Source organism: Pantoea sp. JGM49 (assembly GCF_018257655.1).
Taxonomy (GTDB): Bacteria; Pseudomonadota; Gammaproteobacteria; order Enterobacterales; family Enterobacteriaceae; genus Pantoea; species Pantoea communis.
The window spans coordinates 98,807-117,191 of sequence record NZ_JAERJM010000006.1; the positions used below are offsets into that span (position 1 = coordinate 98,807).

Consider the following 18,385-nt stretch of genomic DNA (forward strand, 5'->3'; position numbering starts at 1 on the left):
AGTAATGTACTGGCCTGTTCAGACCTTATTGGTAGCCTGAATCTGACGCTGCTGTGACAGAATCCCGGCCAGGGATTTTGCGATTAATTCAGTTTCGGGTGCATCAAGCTCAGAGACGGTGATCCGTAACCCTGAACGCGTGCTGTTCAGCATGAATCCTTCTCCGCCGCGAACCAGCCAACCCCGTTGCGCCATTTGCATTACCGTTGCCGCACTGTTGTGCGCTAAAGGAACCCACACGTTTAAGCCGTCGTGATGTTTTGAAACGGTGACGCCGTGCTGTTTCAACGCGCTGACCAGCAATTCTCGTTGGCCCAAATAGCGCCTGCGTGCGGCCAGAATGGATTGCTGAAAGTCAGGCGAACGCATATGGCCCGCAGCCATATCTTGCAAAATATGGCTGACCCAGTTTGTCCCGGCATTCAGGCGTTGACGCAGACGCTGTGAAGTTTCTTCATCACTGGCAACAAAGGCCATGCGCATATCAGGACCAAGAAACTTGGACAGGGAGCGGATGAGCACCCAGTTACGGGTATTTGCCGGAACAATGTGGTGATAATCCTGTGTTGAGAGCAGAGAAAAGTGGTCATCCACAATCACCAGTACCTGCGGATAACTTGCCAGCAAAGTACGTATGCCCTCTGCCCTGCCAGCGCTCAGGCCAAAGCCGGTTGGATTGTGGGCGCGAGGGGTAATGATCACCGCCTGGACGCCCGCAGAAAGCTGACGTGATAGTGCCTCAATCTGCATTCCTTCCGTATCCATTGCTACAGGCGCAGCCTGCAGACGATTGTGCCGCAAGGTGCTGATGCTACTCAGGAAGCAGGGGTCTTCAACCGCCACGCGATCGCCTGCAATCAGGTAACTGGCAAGCACCCTCTCAACCGCATCAACCGCACCGTTGGTCAAATTTAATTCAAAGGGAACATCGAGATCGGGTTGTAGCCATTCGAGACCCGCCGCCTCAAGTTCAGGGCGGATTTCCGGTTCGCCGTACAAACCCGGTGTATTTTGAATATGCGTAACAAGTTGGTTAACAGAGGGAAGAACCGAAGATGCAGGATTGCCACTGGCGAGATCGCGTATCGCCAGGCCCGGTGCGCTGCCTTCAATATCAATCGTCGCGATCGGTTCACGCACAATGGTGCCGTTTCTGCCTCTGGACAGCACAAAACCTGCATCCGTGAGGCGCTTATAGGCCAGAGCAACCGTGTTGCGATTAATGCCCAACTCACCGGCTAAATCACGTAGTGTAGGAAGCATCGTGCCGGGCGCGAGTTCACCGGACTGAATCTTTGCGCGAATCTGATCGAAAATATCACCCGCTGTTTTTCCGTTTATCTTCATTGATCTGGTACAAATGAAAGTTTAGCCTAGGTCAATGTTAATTGACTGCTGAGCGCTTGTCTATACGCCATGAAAAACACCGAAATCAAAACCTTAAATCCTGACACTCAGCCCCGTCACGACATGCATAATCGTTGGCCGCGCGCAGAGAGTGTGCAGGATTTCATCGACAATTTGGCCGCCGTGCAATCCCGAATCGATGCAGCTTGCCTGCGCGCGGGGCGTGATGTATCCGACGTTCGCCTGCTACCCGTCAGTAAAACCATGGATGAAAACCATATCCGTCTGGCGCATCAAGCCGGATGTAAGTTGCTGGGTGAAAACAAAGTGCAGGAAGCATGGGGGAAATCGCAGGCCATGTCAGATCTCACTGACTTGAAATGGTCTGTGATTGGTCATCTTCAGTCCAACAAAGCCAAACTGGTTGCCAGATTTGCCAGTGAATTTCAAGCTCTGGACTCACTCAACACGGCAGTGATACTGGATCGGCGTTTACAGCTTGAAGGCCGCACGCTGGAGGTGTTTGTGCAGGTGAATACCTCTGCTGAACCGAGCAAATATGGTTTGGTTCCTGAACAGGTGGCGAACTTCATGGCGCACCTAAGTCCGCTCAAGAATCTGCATATTAAGGGGCTGATGACATTGGCAGAATTCAGCTCAGATGCCGATCGTGTGCGGGCCTGCTTTATCCGTTTGAGGAAACTGCGCGATGGACTTGCTGATGTGTATGGCCATTTGCAGCTGTCGATGGGGATGTCGGGTGATTTCGAAATCGCTATCGAAGAAGGCGCCGATGTTGTGCGCGTAGGTCAGGCCATTTTTGGTACCCGATCGCTCCCAGATGATCACTTCTGGCCAACAGGAAACTAAGGCAATGATCACGACACACCGCCTCAGCGTGTACCTCAATAACAACCTGGTCGGTAATCTTGACTGTGAAAGTCATCAGGCCGATGCACTTATCACAAAAATTCAGAGCGCACTATCTGCCGAAGAGGGATGGTCTACTGTCAGATGGGTTTCGGATCAGGAAAAACGTATTCTTGAGAGTAGCCCTACGGGTATCAAACTTATAAGCAGTGAAAAGCTTTACCGCCAGGCATAAATCTATCGCGACAGTCGACACGCAGTGCCTTCAAGCAACGTGGTAATGTCGACGTCGAACTGTTTTCTGCTTTAAGGAAGCCAACATGACCACCTTCCATCAACTTACCGCCACCAGCCTGAGCGGCCAGCTTATCTCAATGGCGGATTACGCTGGCAAACTGGTTTTGGTGGTGAACACCGCCAGCCATTGCGGCTTCACGCCACAGTACGCAGGCCTTGAAACGCTTTATAGGAAGTATGCCGCCCAGGGGCTGATGGTGCTGGGGTTCCCTTGCAATCAGTTCGGTAAGCAGGAGCCCGGTGATGCCGACGCGATCTCGCAAACCTGCCACATTAACTACGGTGTAAGCTTCCCGATGTTCGAGAAGGTGGAGGTCAACGGAGCGGCTACGCATCCGGTGTTTAGTTATCTGAAAAACGAATTACCCGGCGTGCTGGGCGGTAGGATCAAGTGGAACTTCACTAAATTCCTCATCGGACGCGACGGCAAACCGATTAAGCGTTTTGCACCGTTCACCACGCCAGAGAAAATGGAATCTGCGATTATAGCTGCACTTGAATCTAATCATTCCTGAGCGTCATTCGCGCTGAAAGATGCCATCTTTAATAGTTGCGATCTTTCCATGGCGGACTTTAGAAACGTTAGTGCGCTGGGTATTGAGATTCGTAGCTGTATGGCACAAGGTGCCGATTTTCGCGGTGCCAGTTTCATGAACATGATTACAACCCGTACCTGGTTCTGCAGTGCATACATCACCAAAACAAACCTCAGCTACGCCAATTTATCCAAGGTGGTATTAGAGAAGTGCGAGCTATGGGATAACCGCTGGATTGGTACTCATATTCTGGGCGCAACATTCAGTGGTTCAGATCTCTCAGGCGGTGAGTTTTCTTCATTTGACTGGCCTTCCGCCAATTTCACTTATTGCGATCTGACTAACTCGGAGCTAGGTGAAATCGATGTGCGTGAAGTTGATATGCAGGGCGTGAAGCTGGACAACTACCAGGCCTCATTAATATTGCAGCATCTTGGCATCTCGGTTGTTAATTAATAAGCTGCATGTTAACCACTCATTTTAAATTTATCACATTGCTTGAGTGAATGAATACGGACTGCCAGTAAACAACATATTATGGCAATACCGCTAGTCATCAGCACAAGGTCGATTGTCTGGCATGGTCGACCAAATACTATTCACCCCATCGTGTTGCCTTCACTCCTGTCACGGAATGAAGGCGCAGTGACGATGCCTAGGGGCCTGTGAGCTTAACCAGCATCAGTGAGTCCGTCTTGCCCACTGAGAACGCCCGTCCTTACGTCTCAAATCTTCGCGATTACTTATATACGTCAGCCTAAAAAAGCCGCTAAATCGGGGTTTCTCCCGGCAAATTGTAAATTTATGTCTATGCTGTATCAGGATCATGAGCTTTTGCTGGGTTCACTATGACGTTTTACTGTTTGTTTATAACTAGATATCAATCAAAAGTAATTGATTTTTAAGGGAATGGGAATGCTTAGTTTAAGACGTAAAAAGGTTAAACCGATGCGGTTGAAGGACGTGACAATCATTGATGATGCTCGTCTCAAGAAGGCGATTACCGCCGCCGCTCTGGGTAATGCCATGGAGTGGTTCGATTTTGGGGTATACGGCTATGTCGCAGCCGTTTTAGGCAAAGTTTTTTTCCCGGGTGCCTCGCCTGGCATTCAGATCATCGCCGCTTTGGGCACATTCTCGGTTCCGTTCATCATTCGTCCGCTAGGGGGAATGTTCTTTGGCGTATTGGGTGATAAATACGGCCGTCAGAAGATTCTGGCCATCACCATCATATTGATGACCTTCAGCACCTTCAGTATCGGACTTATTCCTTCCTATGCCACCATCGGCTTCTGGGCGCCGGTCTTGCTGCTGATTGCAAAAATGGTTCAGGGATTCTCGGTGGGAGGCGAATATACCGGTGCTTCAATCTTTGTGGCGGAATACTCACCCGATCGTAAACGCGGATTTTTAGGCAGTTGGCTTGATTTTGGTTCGCTGGTTGGCTTCGTCTGTGGCGCCGGTGTGGTTGTGCTGCTCACCACGATCCTGGGCCAGGAAACCTTCAATGACTGGGGCTGGCGCATCCCCTTCTTTATGGCGTTGCCATTAGGTTTAGTCGGCCTTTACCTGCGTCATGCGCTCGAAGAGACCCCAGCATTCCAGAAACATGTGGATTCACTGGAAGAAGGTTCCAAGCAAGGTTTGAGTGAAGGCCCCTCTGTTCCTTTCAAAGAGATTGCACGCAAACACTGGCGAAATCTGATCTCCTGCATCGGCATCGTTATCACCACCAACGTGGCTTATTACATGCTGCTGACTTATGTGCCGAGTTACCTGACCCACAATCTGCACTATTCAGAAGACCGTGGCGTTTTAATCATTGTCGTTATCATGCTGGCGATGCTGTTTGTGCAACCGGTGATGGGATTACTCAGTGATAAATTTGGACGTCGTCCGTTTATCATTATTGGTAGCGTGGCAATGGTGCTGTTATCCATTCCCTCCTTTATGCTGATTACTCATCACAGTTTAGTCGCACTCTTTTTCGGATTGTTGATTCAGGCGGTCATACTCAACTGTCTGATTGGCGTGATGGCCTCGACCCTGCCCGCGTTATTCCCGACAGAAGTGCGTTACAGCGCGTTGGCCAGCACCTATAACATCTCCATTTTGGTTGCGGGTATTACCCCTACCCTTACCGCCTGGTTAGTGGAAGTGACAGGCAACCTTTATATGCCGGCATGGTATCTGATGGTAGTGGGTGCGATCGGTGTGGTGACCGGTTTTACCGTGAGGGAAACCGCTAACAAACCGCTCTATGGTGACACCCCAGCTGCCTCCTCGCTTGAAGAAGCCAAAGAGTTGCTGCAGGAGCATCATGATGGCATTGAGCAGCGCATCGAGGATATTGATGAACAAATTGAGGAGTTGAAAAATAAACGCCGCAATTTAGTTGCTCAGCACCCCGAAATCACGCAATAAATAACAGCCGCTGCCTCAGGGCAGCGGATTCCCCCCTCAATCGCTCTTCCTGACACAAAAGACTTATTATCGTCTATACTTCCAGTGAGTTGGTTTATTCACTATTTTTAATTAAAACTCGATAATGATGAAATTGTTTTCATCAGAATCAATGATGGGTATTAAATTAATTTCATTATTAGCGAATAGATAGTTAGCAGATAACCGGATAGACAACGGTTACTGAATATGTAATTTACCTGACAATGATATATTGTCAGCTGAGAATGAGGGAAAATAATGCCATCGATATTTGATGAGTTATCTGACGCCCCTTCATGGGTGCCTGCTGTGTTACTTGTCACCCTTTCGCTTGTCGCGGGATTTCTGGCTCGATTTTTACTTCTTAGGTTTATACGTTACTGGCAGGATCGCGACAGGAAATTATTCAAATCACTTGAGAAGCATCTTCGTGGTTCAATGTTTCTATTTGTTCCACTGATGTTAATCAACGTCGGAGCCGAGTATGTAAATATTCACCCCGATTCGCTTTCGTTCATTACCCCCACGCTGAATGTTTTCATAATATTGTCATTGTGCTCGATTTTAATAAGATTGACCAACGTCGCGCAGGACATGCTATTTATTCGCTATGATATTAATCTGTCAAACAACCTGCGCGCCAGGAAGATTCGCACCCAGATCATTTATGTCAAAAAGGTCGCGATTGTCCTCCTTGTATCATTCTGCCTTTCTCTAATTCTTATCAGCATTCCCGGCGTGAGAAAATTCGGCACCACTATCCTCGCCGGAGCTGGGGTGGCCGGCATCATTATCGGTTTTGCATTGCAGAAATCACTGGTTAATTTGTTTGCTGGCATTCAGATCGCTTTCACACAACCGATCAAAATTGATGATGCGGTTGTGGTTGAAAATGAATGGGGTTGGATTGAGGAGATCAACCTGACCTATGTTGTAGTGCGTATCTGGGACCTGCGCCGACTGGTGCTGCCAATTACCTACTTTACCGAGAACGCCTTCCAGAACTGGACGCGCAATAATGCCCAAATATTGGGTTCAGTATTTCTATATCTTGATTACTCGATGCCACTCGAACCGCTGCGTCAGCATTTTGAAAAAGTCTTGAGTGAAACCAAACTTTGGGATCAACAAACGCAGGTGCTTCAGGTGACTGATACTACGGACAAAACCATGACGATTCGTTTATTAATGACCGCACAAAACTCCCCAACCGCCTGGGATTTACGCTGCTATGTGCGTGAGAAGATGATTGAGTTTATTCAACAGAATTACCCGCAGAGTCTTCCTCATGTGCGGGCGACGTTGACCGAGACTGGAGTATCTAATAGCACGAAAACGTTATCTTAGATGATACGCTTTCCTGCGTTTAAAGGTGGCAGCTCAAGCGGTAATGACGTATCTACGTTGTATCAACCTTAACGATGATATACAGTGTATCGACATTTCGCAGGAGGTTGGTTATGACCACGGTGACGTTAAAAAAATGGGGCAATAGTCCTTCAATCCGCATCCCTGCCAGCGTAATGCAATCTGCTGCGCTCAGTGTTGACGACAAACTGGAACTCAGCGTGGAAGATGGCAAATTGATACTTGTCCCGGTGAGAGAAAAGGAGTATTCCCTTGATGCTCTGCTGGACGGCATCACTGAAGATAACGTCCATGAAAAAATTGATTTTGGACCTTCAGTTGGCAAGGAATTGCTCTAATGGTTTCACGTTTTGTACCCGATGCCGGAGACCTGATCTGGCTGGATTTTGACCCTACACTGGGGCACGAGCAGGGTGGACATCGCCCTGCTGTCGTCCTCAGTCCTTTTGCCTATAACAACAAAGTGGGCATGCTGCTTTGCGTTCCCTGCACCACTCAGGCCAAGGGTTATCCCTTTGAAGTCAACTTGTCAGGCGCACGTGAGAGTGTCGCGCTGGCTGATCAGGTGACCAGCATTGACTGGCACGCCCGAAAAGTGGTGAAAAAAAGCCATGTCACATCGAATGAACTGGCTGAGATTCGCGCCAAGGCGAAAGCGCTGATTGGATAAGCACGAAAACTTGCAGCCTGAAGCCGCCAGTTGTTCTTCAGTGCCCACGCCGCGCCCGCATCATCGCCAGCCTGAACTGGCGGACATCTTGTGGCGTCCAGCAGCGGCAGGACAACGGCGCGGTATCGTCAACCGCGGCGGGTAGCGGGACTTTCTCTAGCGTGCCACGATTGCAAATCGCACAGGCTAAAGTGGCGGAGGGCACGCCAAGATAGCGCGCCACCTCCGGCAAGGTCATCAGTGTAGTACGCATCATAACCTCCTCGTTGCATGTGATTTAACTGACATGGTTGAGCAGTTTTCAGCGTAATTTTATGATCGCGATCAGGTGATGAATTCTTTTTGGTTAAAAAATAATCACAGCGTCATCAGCATCTCGTGCCACGCCATGCCGCCGTGATCGGACGCCGAAGGTTTGATGTACTGATAGCCGAACTTCTTATACAGATCAACGTGATGGGTTTTGCACATCAAATGGATGGTCTGTTTATCCATCTGCTTCATAAGCTTGATGAACTGTTGCATCATCAGTGTGCTGTACCCTTTGCCCTGATAGGCCGGATCGAGCACCACTGACATAATCACCACGTTAGGTGCTGCAGGATCGTGCCCGATTAACTCCTTAAATTCCTCATCTGACATCACCACATCCCAGGCGCAACCTGCATTGATAAAGCCAATGACTTGACCCTCGTTTTCAAGGCACATAAACCCTTGAGAATACTGTGCGATACGGGTTGCGATTTTTTCGCGCGTGGCAGCCTCATCGCCTTCGTAGGCATTAATTTCAATGGCATAGCAGCGATCAACATCGGCTAAGGTGGCACTTCGAAACTTTAGATTCGACACAACAGACCTCTAAACATAACATCTCGTGAGCGCCATATTAGCAGGGTGTCATGGGGAAAGGTTAAGAGAATAGAGCGCTGCATTGCTGCAGCGCTACCGTTTAAATCACTTCCACAACCCGATTTTCACGTGCGCTAACAAAAGCAGCATCCAGTACCGCCAGGACTTCAATCGCCTGCTCTGGCGTCACCGGAGGCTCACTGCCATCGCGTACCGCTTGAGCAAAAGCTTCGTAATAGGCGTGATAGGCACCTTGTTCAGAAGGCACCCGTTCTGAGCCTTGCGGCGTATTAAGTGTGCCCCAGCACTCAGGCTGCTCATAGCCCCATGCATCCCGATCGTCCGCCGGACGCTGGCCCGCAAAAATGGCCTGCGCCTGCACATCCGTCCCTTGTGAAACAAAGCTACCGGCATCGCCATACAGACGAAACTCACGGCAAACAAAGCGATTCAGTTTGGTGGCGGAAAGATAGGATTTAGTCCCGTTTTGATGAGTGAGCGTCAGCACAAAACTGGCGTCGGTCGGCCCTTCCGGCAGGTCGATAATATCCAGCTGAGCATAAACTGATTTTACCGGACCCAACAGGAACAGCGCCTGATCAACAATATGACTGCCTAAATCACGCAGCAGGCCGCCAGTTTCGCCGCCTTCGAGGGTATTGGCATCGTCAAAATCCATACGATTATGCAAACGCCACACTTTTCCCACGCGATTTTGCTCAATCAGTTTTTTCAGCGTGCGCACATCATGGTCAAAACGACGGTTGTGATACACGCTCAGTACGACGCCTTTCGCTTTCGCGGCATTGGCCAACTCACGCCCCGTTTTCGCGTCGGGTGCAAAGGGTTTGTCGGCAATCACCGCCACACCCGCAGCAATCGCTTCCAGCACCAGTTCGCGGCGCGTTTGCGGTGGTGTCGTGATCGTGACGTCATCGACACCTGCCACCAGCATGTCGGTCAGGCTGGCATAGATCGGAATGTCGGGAAAATCCGCTCTCACGCGTGCAATAGTGGCTGGCGCACGCGCCACGATGCCCGCTAACTCCACGCCCTCAGCCGCATTAATGAATGGCGCGTGAAAGTGTTTGCCGCCCGTTCCATAGCCCACGATACCGATTTTCATGCTGCCTCCTTGTGATAGAGGAGAGTGGTAAGGCAATCAGTAATAACATAATCGCAACAACTAAAACTGCTCGCTCACGCAAAAATGGCACAAAAATATCATTTTTAGGAAAAATGGCTTTACTGTGCCGCAGGGAAGTTGCGCTTAATCGGCGCAAAGTCACTGGCGTTTTTGCCTAACAATCGCTGAGGGCGGAAATCTGCCAGTAACTCACTGGCCTGATCCTGCACCAGTTCCTGCGCCACCAGCTTGCCAATCAACGGTGACAATGTGATTCCACTGTGTGTCACTGCAACATATACACGCTGATGAGGCGTGACGTAGCCAATGGCAGGTAATCCATCCGCCGGTCTGGCGCGTTGACCAATCACAATGTTCTCAATCTGCAATTCGCCTGCATCTGCAAACAACGCGTGGTAGCGATCGCGGAACTGCTGGGCAATATCGCCATGGAGCGAAGGTGGCGAGGCAGGATCGGCAAGATCGTCCAGTTCCAGTGCTTGTAATAACAACCGCCCGCCGCCATCCGGGCGCACGTTGAGCTGAGGAGAGATTAAATTGGTTGCCAGCGAGAGCGGCTGTGGCGCCGTGCGTGCCAGGAAACTACAGGCCACCGCGTTGGGTTTGCTGGTATCGAGCAGCGCCAAATCAAGATTAAGGGTGTTAAGCAGTTGATTGGCCCAGCGCCCGGTGGCAATCACCACGTGATCACCCTGCCACTGTTCACCGTTTACCAGATGCAGCGTGACGCCATCAGCTTGTTCGCTAAGACGTTCAATCGCATGTTGTTGATGCAATACCGCCCCATTGGCACGCGCTTCAGACCAGAGTCGCGAGAGATACAGCGTCGGATGCAATACCGATTCCGTTGGGAAATGCCAGACGCTGCCACTTACCGCCTGTGAACGCAGATCCGGCACTTCACGCTGCAACGCATCCGGTGTCACCTCATGCGCGGGATAACCCAGCGATTGCAGGGAGGTAACACGCCGCAGTAGCCTCTGCTGCGCCTCGCCTTCTGACGCCCACTCCCAGGTACCACAGGTTTCCAGCCAGCGCAGACCATTGGTTTGCGAAAGCTGCAAACGAGTATGTTCTTCCATAGCGAGGGCATTGAGCTGGTGATAACTGAGGGGTTGTTTACCATTGGAGTTGACCCAGGCGAAGGTGGTGCTGCTGGTGCCGGCACCAATATGCTGCTGCTCAAAAATCGTAACCTGTACGCCCTGCAAGGCTAATGCGCGCGCCACCGCTAAACCGATGACGCCGCCGCCCACTATCGCAATCTTTTGAGTTGTCATGAATGGCTCCTGAATGAATAGCCCTATCATAACAACGTTCATCGGCAGAGATTGCAATTGCTATATAACGCTTACTGCGCAGGATATAAGAAAATCCTCTGATGCCAGAGAATAAATTTATATCGTTGTCAGCATTTTCCCATTTGAGAAATAGGCCAGCAAATTCTCCAGCACATTATTCGCCATGCCTTCACGGGTTTCATGGGTGGCACTCGCAATATGTGGGGTTAATAACACATTATCTAATTCACGCAGCGCAGGATGAATAATTGGTTCTTGTGGGAAAACATCCAGCGCGGCGCCTTTTATCACACCCTGCTGCAATGCCTGGATAAGATCGTTTTCATTCACCACCGTACCGCGTGCAATGTTGATCAGCACACCCGATTTCCCCAACGCCGCCAGCACTTTTGCGTCCACCAGCTGGATATTTTCCGGGCTACCCGGCAGCGCCAGCACCAGGAAATCACTGAACGCCGCCAGCTGTTCTATGTTCTCACAGCGTTGGTAAGGCACATCTTTTTGACTGCGCGCGGTGTAAGCGATCTCCATACCGAATGCCTCAGCACGCCGGGCAATCGCAAGACCAATCGCACCCAAACCCGCAATGCCCATGCGTTTCCCGCTGGCTTTACTGGAAAGTGAAGTAGCGGTATTTTCCCACGCGCCAGAGCGGGCGAACTGATGATTGGCCACCAGGTTGCGTGAAAAAGCTAAGGTCAACGTCATGGCTAAATCGGCGACATCATCGGTAAGAATATCGCTGGTGATGCTCACCTGAATATCATGTGCAGCGGTGTAATTCAGGTCGATACGATCGGTTCCCACCCCAAACACCGCAATCGCTTTACAGGCCGGCACCTGTTCCAGAATCGACGTTTCTACCCCCACGTCACCGCGGGTCACTATGCCTTGAATCTCTTTGCCCTGGCGCTGAAGAAATAGCGCAGGGTCCTGCTCATTATATAAACGATGACAATGAAAATGTTGCGAGAGTTTTTCGTCCAGCTGCGGCATCAGTGGCTGAATAATCAGAATATGAGGTTGCGAAGACATCATTATTTTCCTGGATGGATAAGCGTGTCGTTTCAGACTACCGGATGAATTTATGTTACGGCACCCTTGTTACTTTTTTCGCTAATACTATCACGGGGAAAGTGCAATGAATCCTGGTGGAGAATCAGGTTTTATTTCGGATCTGTTTTTACCGTAATGCGTTGAGCGCGCTGGCGAACTCACCTTACGCAGTCTACGGTTAATAAAAAAACCATAACAATTCAACTTACCATGGAAAGCCGCTATGACCGCCCATGTCGACATCACCGCAAGCCCGGAACACGAACTACACTCTTTGCAGCAATTATTGCAGACGCATCTTGAGCAACTGCTGCCTGCGGGTCAGCCGAGCGATCAAGTTCGTGCCGCCATGCGCGCCGGTGCACTGGCACCGGGTAAACGCATTCGTCCACTGCTGCTGCTGTTGGCTGCGCGAGATATGGGCAGCAAAGCATCGCAACAGGGCATTCTTGATCTCGCCTGCGCAGTTGAAATGGTGCATGCCGCGTCGTTGATCCTCGATGATATTCCATGCATGGACAATGCTCAGATGCGACGCGGGCGCCCAACGGTGCATCGCGAATTTGGCGAAAGCGTGGCGATTCTGGCGGCGATTGCCCTGCTGAGCCGCGCCTTTGAAGTGATCGCCGTTGCGCCAGGTTTAGCCGCCCTGCAGAAATCAGAGGCGATTGCCGAACTCTCTTCTGCCGTGGGTTTACAAGGTTTGGTGCAGGGTCAATTCCAGGATCTGCATCAGGGCGCGCAATCGCGTAGCCCGGAAGCCGTCGCATTAACCAATGAACTCAAAACCAGCGTGCTGTTCCGAGCCACCTTGCAAATGGCGGCGATTGCCGCGGAAGCAACCCCCGCTATGCGCCAGAAGCTCAGCTATTTCGCGCAGGATTTGGGTCAGGCTTTCCAATTGCTCGATGATCTCGCCGACGGCAGCAAACACACCGGCAAGGACATTAATCAGGATCAGGGTAAATCGACGCTGGTACAAATGCTCGGTTCTGAAGGTGCTGAGCGCCGCTTGCGTGAACATCTGCGCAGTGCCGATGCGCACCTCGCCTGCGCCTGCCATCGTGGCATAGCGACCCGCCAATATATGCACGCCCTGTTTAATCAACAGCTGGCGATGTTTCACTGATCGCGGGACTGCCGATGGGGCACTTTGCCGTGATTGCGCCGCCACTGTATAGCCATTTTCACGCGCTGCAGGCGTTGTCACATACGCTGATTGCGCGCGGTCATCGCATCACCTTTGTGCAACAGGATGATGCACGTCTCCTGCTAACGGATGAATGTATAGGATTCAGCACCGTAGGTGAGCGCAGCCATCCCGCCGGTTCTCTGGCACGGGTGTTACAGCATCTGGCCTCGCCCCTTTCGTTATGGCGGGTAATCAGTGATATCGCCGCCAGCACCGATATGTTGTGTCGTGAACTGCCTGCGCGTTTAACCTCGTTGCAAGTCGATGGTGTGATTGCCGATCAGATGGAAGCGGCGGGTGGCTTAGTGGCAGAAGCGTTGCACCTTCCCTTTGTTTCAGTGGCCTGCGCGCTGCCGGTGAATCGCGAGCCTGGCATACCGCTGGCGGTGATGCCGTTTCGCTTTGGTCAGGATGAAAAATCACTGCAACGTTTTCAGGCCAGTCAGGATATTTATGATCGCCTGATGCAGCGCCATGGCGCGGTGATCAGCCACCATGCGCAACGATGGGGTTTACCCGATCGCCACAGCCTGCATCAATGTTTGTCACCGCTGGCGCAGATTAGCCAACTCGTTCCGGCATTTGATTTTCCGCGCCAGCATCTGCCCAGCCATTTTCACGCTGTGGGTCTGCTGCAGGCATCGAATCCTCCCCGCAGTGCCAGCGCGCCCTGGCCAGAATTGCGACAGCCGGTGGTTTATGCCTCTTTTGGCACCTTGCAAGGTCATCGTTTTCGCTTGTTCCTGCATCTGGCAAAAGCGTGCCGCAACCAGCAGCTCTCGTTGGTGATTGCCCATTGTGGCGGTTTGGACGCCAATCAGGTGCAGCAGCTTAAGCGCGCCGGTGCGGCGTGGGTGACGGATTTTCTCGATCAGCCAGCCGCGCTGCAACATGCGCAGCTGTTTATCACCCATGCCGGACTCAACAGCACGTTAGAGTCACTGGAATGGGGCACCCCGATGCTGGCGCTGCCGCTGGCCTTTGACCAACCCGGCGTGGCGTCACGTATTGCCTGGCACGGTGTCGGTCATCGCGCGTCTCGCTTTAGCCGCGTGCATCAGCTGGAGCAGCACCTGCAGCAACTGTTGACGGATGACGGCTATCGGCTGCGTATCTCGCCGATTCAGGCGCAGCTGCAGCGCTCAGGCGGTTGCGAGCGCGCCGCTGATATCGTTGAGCAGGCATTGGGGCAACACCGTGTTGTGCTGGCGGAGGCGACCTGATGCCCGAGAATTATGACGTGATTTTAGTGGGGGCCGGCCTGGCTAATGGCTTGATTGCGCTGAAGCTGCGTCAGCGCCAACCCCAGTTGCGCATTCTGATGCTGGAAAGTCACGCGCATCCGGCAGGTAATCATACCTGGTCCTTTCATCAGGACGATCTCAGCCCCAATCAGCTACAGTGGCTGCAACCGTTGATTGCCCACCGCTGGCCCGGCTATCAGGTGCGATTCCCTTCACTGCGCCGCAATCTCAGCGGAGAATATTGCTCAATCACCTCTGCAGATTTTGCCCAACGGCTTTATGAGGTCATGGCGGATGATCTCTGGATCAATACCCCGGTGAATGAGGTGCGCCCCACTCAGGTCACCCTGGCCGACCATCGCGTACTGCATGCTGCGGTGGTGATTGATGGTCGCGGCCTGCAACACACGCCGCATCTGCAACTCGGCTATCAAGCCTTTATCGGTCAGGAGTGGCATCTGGCTAGGCCTCACGGTTTAACACAACCGATCTTGATGGATGCGACAGTGGATCAACAACAGGGCTACCGCTTTGTTTACACCTTACCGCTGAGTACAGATCGTCTTTTAATTGAAGATACGCACTACATTAATCAGCCCACGCTGACAGAGCACACCGCGCGGCTGAATATCGCCGATTACGCCAAAGCGCATCACTGGAGCTTGAGCCTTCTGCTGCGTGAGGAGCAAGGTTCACTGCCAATAACATTGAGTGGCGATATTGATGCCTTTTGGCTGCAACAGCGTGGTCAACCGTGCAGTGGATTGCGCGCCGGTTTGTTTCACGCCACCACGGGCTACTCGTTGCCCACAGCACTGGCGCTGGCTGACCGCATTGCCCAACTGTTGCCCTGTGATGCGACAACGCTCAGTCGCGCCATCGAACAGTTTGCACGCGAGCAGTGGCGAACACAGCGTTTTTTCCGGCTGCTCAATCGAATGCTGTTCTTGGCCGGGCACCCGGACCAGCGCTGGCGTGTCATGCAGCGCTTTTATCGGCTGAATGCCGGATTAATCAGCCGCTTTTACGCCGGGCAACTCCAGCTCGGCGATAAAGCGCGCATTTTATGTGGCAAACCGCCGGTGCCGATTGGCGAAGCGGTGCGCGCACTGATGACGACCTCTTCTAAACCAGGGAAGAAATAATGACACGTACTTATGTGATTGGCGCCGGTTTCGGCGGCCTGGCGCTGGCTATCCGGCTGCAGGCAGCTGGCATTCCTACCACGCTACTTGAGCAGCGCGATAAACCCGGCGGACGCGCCTACGCATGGCAGGAACAGGGCTTTACTTTTGATGCCGGACCGACAGTGATCACCGACCCGACAGCGATTGAAGCGCTGTTTACGCTGGCCGGTAAATCGCTCAGTGATTATGTTGAATTGATGCCGGTTACGCCTTTCTATCGCTTATGCTGGGAAGACGGCAAACAGCTCGACTATGACAATAATCAACCGTTGCTGGAGCAGCAAATTGCCCGCTTCAACCCGGCCGATGTCGCAGGCTATCGGCAGTTTCTCGCCTATTCACGCGAGGTGTTCAAAGAGGGTTATCTTAAGTTGGGGACTGTGCCTTTTTTGCATTTCCGTGACATGCTGCATGCTGGCCCTCAGTTAGGCCGCTTGCAGGCCTGGCGCAGCGTTTACAGTATGGTGGCAAAATTTATACAGGACGATCACCTGCGTCAGGCATTCTCTTTTCACTCGCTGCTGGTTGGCGGTAATCCTTTTGCAACGTCCTCGATCTATACCTTGATTCATGCGCTGGAACGCGAATGGGGCGTATGGTTCCCACGTGGCGGCACGGGAGCGCTGGTGCAAGGCCTGGCTAAGCTGTTTACCGACATGGGTGGCGAATTGTTGCTCAACGCCGAAGTGAGTCAGCTTGAAACCCAGGGCAATCGCATAAGTGGCGTACAGTTGAAAGATGGTCGCCGGTTTGCAGCTAATGCGGTGGCGTCGAATGCCGATGTGGTGCATACCTATGATCGGTTGCTGCGTGGGCATCCTGCCGCCAGCAAACGTGCGGCCTCACTGAAACGTAAACGCATGAGCAATTCGCTGTTTGTACTCTATTTCGGTCTGAATCACCCGCATTCACAGCTGGCGCATCATACCGTGTGCTTTGGCCCGCGCTATCGTGAGCTGATCGACGAGATTTTTAACAGCAGCCAGCTTTCAGACGATTTTTCGCTTTATCTGCATGCACCCTGCTCCAGCGATCCATCACTGGCTCCGGCAGGCTGTGGCAGTTTCTATGTATTGGCACCGGTGCCGCATCTCGGCACGGCGGCGATCGACTGGCAACAGGAAGGACCGCGTTTACGCGATCGCATTTTTGCTTATCTGGAGGAGCACTATATGCCGGGACTACGTCAGCAACTGGTGACGCACCGCATGTTTACGCCGTTTGATTTTCGCGACACGCTGCATGCCCATCAGGGTTCAGCGTTTTCGCTGGAACCGATTTTGACGCAGAGCGCATGGTTCCGCCCACATAACCGCGATGCGGATATCGCCAACCTCTATCTGGTTGGTGCTGGCACACATCCCGGCGCCGGGGTACCCGGTGTGATTGGCTCGGCGAAAGCCACTGCGCAACTGATGCAGGAGGATCTCGCTGGATGAATCGCCAACCCCTGCTAGAGCAAGTGACTCAGACCATGGCGATCGGCTCAAAGAGTTTTGCCACGGCCGCGAAACTGTTCGATGCGCCCACGCGGCGCAGCACGCTGATGCTGTACGCGTGGTGTCGCCACTGCGATGACGTGATTGATGGACAAACGCTGGGCGAAGGCGGCACACAACATGTGGTAGAAGATGCCGAAGCGCGCATGCTGCATCTGCAAATTGAAACCCGCCGTGCTTACAGCGGTGCGCACATGGATGAACCCGCGTTCAAAGCATTCCAGGAGGTGGCGTTAATTCACCAGTTGCCGCCACAGTTGGCGTTTGATCACCTGGAAGGCTTTGCGATGGATGCGCGTGAGGCGCGCTACGTGACGTTCGACGATACTCTGCGCTACTGCTATCACGTCGCGGGAGTGGTGGGCCTGATGATGGCCCGTGTGATGGGCGTCCGTGACGAAGCGGTGCTGGATCGCGCCTGCGATCTGGGGCTCGCCTTCCAGCTCACCAACATTGCCCGCGACATCGTTGAAGATGCGCAGAACGGGCGCTGCTATCTGCCGCAAAGCTGGCTGGACCAAGCGGGCTTAACCGGCCAGAATCTGGCCGATCCGCAACATCGCGCTGCCTTGGCACCACTGGCCGCGCGACTGGTGAGCGAAGCAGAACCCTATTATCACTCTGCTCGTTCCGGCTTACCCGGATTGCCGCTGCGCTCCGCATGGGCCATCGCCACTGCACGCGGCGTCTATCGTGAAATTGGGGTGAAGGTGCAACATGCAGGCGCACATGCCTGGGATGCGCGACAACGCACCAGCAGCGGCGAAAAACTGGCGCTGCTGGTGAAAGGTGCTGGCTTGGCGCTTACTTCACGTTTGACTCGTCCGGAGTCGCGTCCTGAGGGGTTGTGGGAGCGTCCGCGTTAACGGATTTATGCCGCTGTCGCAGCGCCGCCTGCAACTTATGCAAAGGCGGCGCATAAAGAAAGCCGAATGAGACGCACCCCTCGCGGCCCCGCACCGCATGATGCATGCGGTGCGCCATATACAGACGCTTGAGATAACCTTTGCGCGGGATATAGCGGAACGGCCAGCGTTGATGCACCAGCCCGTCATGTACCATGAAATAGAGTGCGCCGTACAAGGTTACGCCCGCACCAATCCATTGCAGCGGCCAGTAGCCGTTTACGCCGATGTAGATCAGCGCAATCGCCAAGAACATAAACACCACGGCATAGAGATCGTTGAGTTCAAATTTGCCGTCGTGCGCTTCATGGTGTGATAAATGCCAGCCCCAGCCCCATCCGTGCATGATGTACTTATGCGACAGTGCCGCCACCACTTCCATCACCACCACTGACGCCAGCAGGATCAGCGTATTCCATAACCAAAGCATCGTGCATCCATTTGTGTTGAACAGAGGCTTTAAAAGTGGACG

19 protein-coding genes and 1 pseudogene are annotated in these 18,385 nt (G+C 52.7%); 13 read left to right on the forward strand and 7 right to left on the reverse strand.

Annotated features, from left to right (window positions below; translation table 11 throughout):
• Positions 1-18: 18 nt before the first annotated feature.
• Entirely contained in the window at positions 19-1,347 is a 1,329-nt protein-coding gene (gene ptsJ, locus JK231_RS12330) for a transcriptional regulator PtsJ (protein WP_211728683.1), read from the reverse strand.
• Between the two features lie 69 nt (positions 1,348-1,416).
• Between ptsJ and JK231_RS12335 the strand changes: the two genes are divergently transcribed.
• From JK231_RS12335 to mazF, 8 genes and pseudogenes are all read left to right on the forward strand, one after another.
• Positions 1,417-2,217, forward strand: a complete 801-nt coding sequence (locus tag JK231_RS12335; RefSeq protein ID WP_211728684.1) for a YggS family pyridoxal phosphate-dependent enzyme — start codon at positions 1,417-1,419, stop codon at positions 2,215-2,217.
• 4 nt (positions 2,218-2,221) lie between these two features.
• On the forward strand, positions 2,222-2,452 hold the full coding sequence (locus JK231_RS12340) for a cytoplasmic protein (protein ID WP_101749444.1): 231 nt from the start codon (positions 2,222-2,224) through the stop codon (positions 2,450-2,452).
• A gap of 85 nt (positions 2,453-2,537) precedes the next feature.
• A complete protein-coding gene (locus tag JK231_RS12345; RefSeq protein ID WP_211728685.1) occupies positions 2,538-3,029 on the forward strand; it encodes a glutathione peroxidase in 492 nt (163 codons plus the stop codon).
• A pseudogene (locus JK231_RS12350) lies at positions 3,030-3,506 on the forward strand (Qnr family pentapeptide repeat protein); the annotation flags it as partial.
• Positions 3,507-3,965: 459 nt separating this feature from the next.
• Positions 3,966-5,474 (forward strand): glycine betaine/L-proline transporter ProP, encoded by a 1,509-nt coding sequence (proP, locus tag JK231_RS12355; protein WP_160834133.1) that lies wholly within the window; start codon positions 3,966-3,968, stop codon positions 5,472-5,474.
• A 279-nt stretch (positions 5,475-5,753) separates the two neighbouring features.
• Positions 5,754-6,842 (forward strand): mechanosensitive ion channel domain-containing protein, encoded by a 1,089-nt coding sequence (locus JK231_RS12360; protein ID WP_211728686.1) that lies wholly within the window; start codon positions 5,754-5,756, stop codon positions 6,840-6,842.
• 113 nt (positions 6,843-6,955) lie between these two features.
• Positions 6,956-7,201 carry an AbrB/MazE/SpoVT family DNA-binding domain-containing protein gene (locus JK231_RS12365; protein WP_058961633.1) on the forward strand — a complete coding sequence of 82 codons (246 nt, stop codon included), beginning with the start codon at positions 6,956-6,958 and terminating at the stop codon, positions 7,199-7,201.
• Positions 7,201-7,533, forward strand: a complete 333-nt coding sequence (mazF, locus tag JK231_RS12370; protein ID WP_097118753.1) for an endoribonuclease MazF — start codon at positions 7,201-7,203, stop codon at positions 7,531-7,533. The genes JK231_RS12365 and mazF overlap by 1 nt, the downstream gene beginning before the upstream one ends.
• A 37-nt stretch (positions 7,534-7,570) precedes the next feature.
• Here mazF and JK231_RS12375 read toward each other — a convergent pair whose 3' ends face one another.
• The 5 genes from JK231_RS12375 to JK231_RS12395 all read right to left on the reverse strand — a co-directional run bounded on the left by JK231_RS12375 (position 7,571) and on the right by JK231_RS12395 (position 11,868).
• The gene (locus JK231_RS12375) at positions 7,571-7,786 is read right to left on the reverse strand and encodes a hypothetical protein (RefSeq protein ID WP_072017049.1); all 216 of its coding nucleotides are present in this window, start codon (positions 7,784-7,786) and stop codon (positions 7,571-7,573) included.
• A 104-nt stretch (positions 7,787-7,890) separates the two neighbouring features.
• Positions 7,891-8,382, reverse strand: a complete 492-nt coding sequence (locus JK231_RS12380; protein WP_097118751.1) for a GNAT family N-acetyltransferase — start codon at positions 8,380-8,382, stop codon at positions 7,891-7,893.
• Positions 8,383-8,482: 100 nt separating this feature from the next.
• On the reverse strand, positions 8,483-9,508 hold the full coding sequence (locus JK231_RS12385; protein WP_211728687.1) for a Gfo/Idh/MocA family oxidoreductase: 1,026 nt from the start codon (positions 9,506-9,508) through the stop codon (positions 8,483-8,485).
• 119 nt (positions 9,509-9,627) lie between these two features.
• Positions 9,628-10,809: an FAD-binding oxidoreductase gene (locus JK231_RS12390; RefSeq protein ID WP_097118750.1), complete on the reverse strand. Its 1,182-nt coding sequence runs from the start codon at positions 10,807-10,809 to the stop codon at positions 9,628-9,630.
• Between the two features lie 117 nt (positions 10,810-10,926).
• Positions 10,927-11,868 (reverse strand): 2-hydroxyacid dehydrogenase, encoded by a 942-nt coding sequence (locus JK231_RS12395; RefSeq protein WP_211728688.1) that lies wholly within the window; start codon positions 11,866-11,868, stop codon positions 10,927-10,929.
• A gap of 241 nt (positions 11,869-12,109) precedes the next feature.
• Here JK231_RS12395 and JK231_RS12400 point away from each other — a divergent pair, with 241 nt between their 5' ends.
• Genes JK231_RS12400 through crtB form a run of 5 tightly spaced genes read left to right on the forward strand, consistent with a single transcriptional unit; the run spans position 12,110 to position 17,874 of the window.
• Positions 12,110-13,015 carry a polyprenyl synthetase family protein gene (locus JK231_RS12400; protein ID WP_097118748.1) on the forward strand — a complete coding sequence of 302 codons (906 nt, stop codon included), beginning with the start codon at positions 12,110-12,112 and terminating at the stop codon, positions 13,013-13,015.
• A gap of 14 nt (positions 13,016-13,029) precedes the next feature.
• Positions 13,030-14,301 carry a glycosyltransferase gene (locus tag JK231_RS12405; RefSeq protein ID WP_211728689.1) on the forward strand — a complete coding sequence of 424 codons (1,272 nt, stop codon included), beginning with the start codon at positions 13,030-13,032 and terminating at the stop codon, positions 14,299-14,301.
• Positions 14,301-15,467: a lycopene beta-cyclase CrtY gene (gene crtY, locus JK231_RS12410; RefSeq protein ID WP_058962015.1), complete on the forward strand. Its 1,167-nt coding sequence runs from the start codon at positions 14,301-14,303 to the stop codon at positions 15,465-15,467. Before JK231_RS12405 ends, crtY begins: the two co-directional genes overlap by 1 nt.
• Entirely contained in the window at positions 15,467-16,948 is a 1,482-nt protein-coding gene (locus JK231_RS12415) for a phytoene desaturase (RefSeq protein WP_058962014.1), read from the forward strand. The genes crtY and JK231_RS12415 overlap by 1 nt, the downstream gene beginning before the upstream one ends.
• Complete coding sequence (crtB, locus tag JK231_RS12420; protein ID WP_211728690.1) at positions 16,945-17,874, forward strand: 15-cis-phytoene synthase CrtB; 930 nt, start codon at positions 16,945-16,947, stop codon at positions 17,872-17,874. The genes JK231_RS12415 and crtB overlap by 4 nt, the downstream gene beginning before the upstream one ends.
• Here the strand turns inward: crtB and JK231_RS12425 are convergent.
• The gene (locus JK231_RS12425; protein WP_211728691.1) at positions 17,813-18,343 is read right to left on the reverse strand and encodes a sterol desaturase family protein; all 531 of its coding nucleotides are present in this window, start codon (positions 18,341-18,343) and stop codon (positions 17,813-17,815) included. The genes crtB and JK231_RS12425 overlap by 62 nt on opposite strands.
• Positions 18,344-18,385: the final 42 nt, after the last annotated feature.

Excerpts from the sequence above, each read along its gene's own strand:
- ptsJ (WP_211728683.1), bottom strand. The coding sequence starts at position 1,347 with ATGAAGATAAACGGAAAAACAGCGGGTGATATTTTCGATCAGATTCGC.
- JK231_RS12335 (WP_211728684.1), top strand. The coding sequence starts at position 1,417 with ATGAAAAACACCGAAATCAAAACCTTAAATCCTGACACTCAGCCCCGT.
- JK231_RS12340 (WP_101749444.1), top strand. The coding sequence starts at position 2,222 with ATGATCACGACACACCGCCTCAGCGTGTACCTCAATAACAACCTGGTC.
- JK231_RS12345 (WP_211728685.1), top strand. The coding sequence starts at position 2,538 with ATGACCACCTTCCATCAACTTACCGCCACCAGCCTGAGCGGCCAGCTT.
- proP (WP_160834133.1), top strand. The coding sequence starts at position 3,966 with ATGCTTAGTTTAAGACGTAAAAAGGTTAAACCGATGCGGTTGAAGGAC.
- JK231_RS12360 (WP_211728686.1), top strand. The coding sequence starts at position 5,754 with ATGCCATCGATATTTGATGAGTTATCTGACGCCCCTTCATGGGTGCCT.
- JK231_RS12365 (WP_058961633.1), top strand. The coding sequence starts at position 6,956 with ATGACCACGGTGACGTTAAAAAAATGGGGCAATAGTCCTTCAATCCGC.
- mazF (WP_097118753.1), top strand. The coding sequence starts at position 7,201 with ATGGTTTCACGTTTTGTACCCGATGCCGGAGACCTGATCTGGCTGGAT.
- JK231_RS12375 (WP_072017049.1), bottom strand. The coding sequence starts at position 7,786 with ATGCGTACTACACTGATGACCTTGCCGGAGGTGGCGCGCTATCTTGGC.
- JK231_RS12385 (WP_211728687.1), bottom strand. The coding sequence starts at position 9,508 with ATGAAAATCGGTATCGTGGGCTATGGAACGGGCGGCAAACACTTTCAC.
- JK231_RS12390 (WP_097118750.1), bottom strand. The coding sequence starts at position 10,809 with ATGACAACTCAAAAGATTGCGATAGTGGGCGGCGGCGTCATCGGTTTA.
- JK231_RS12395 (WP_211728688.1), bottom strand. The coding sequence starts at position 11,868 with ATGATGTCTTCGCAACCTCATATTCTGATTATTCAGCCACTGATGCCG.
- JK231_RS12400 (WP_097118748.1), top strand. The coding sequence starts at position 12,110 with ATGACCGCCCATGTCGACATCACCGCAAGCCCGGAACACGAACTACAC.
- JK231_RS12405 (WP_211728689.1), top strand. The coding sequence starts at position 13,030 with ATGGGGCACTTTGCCGTGATTGCGCCGCCACTGTATAGCCATTTTCAC.
- crtY (WP_058962015.1), top strand. The coding sequence starts at position 14,301 with ATGCCCGAGAATTATGACGTGATTTTAGTGGGGGCCGGCCTGGCTAAT.
- JK231_RS12415 (WP_058962014.1), top strand. The coding sequence starts at position 15,467 with ATGACACGTACTTATGTGATTGGCGCCGGTTTCGGCGGCCTGGCGCTG.
- crtB (WP_211728690.1), top strand. The coding sequence starts at position 16,945 with ATGAATCGCCAACCCCTGCTAGAGCAAGTGACTCAGACCATGGCGATC.
- JK231_RS12425 (WP_211728691.1), bottom strand. The coding sequence starts at position 18,343 with ATGCTTTGGTTATGGAATACGCTGATCCTGCTGGCGTCAGTGGTGGTG.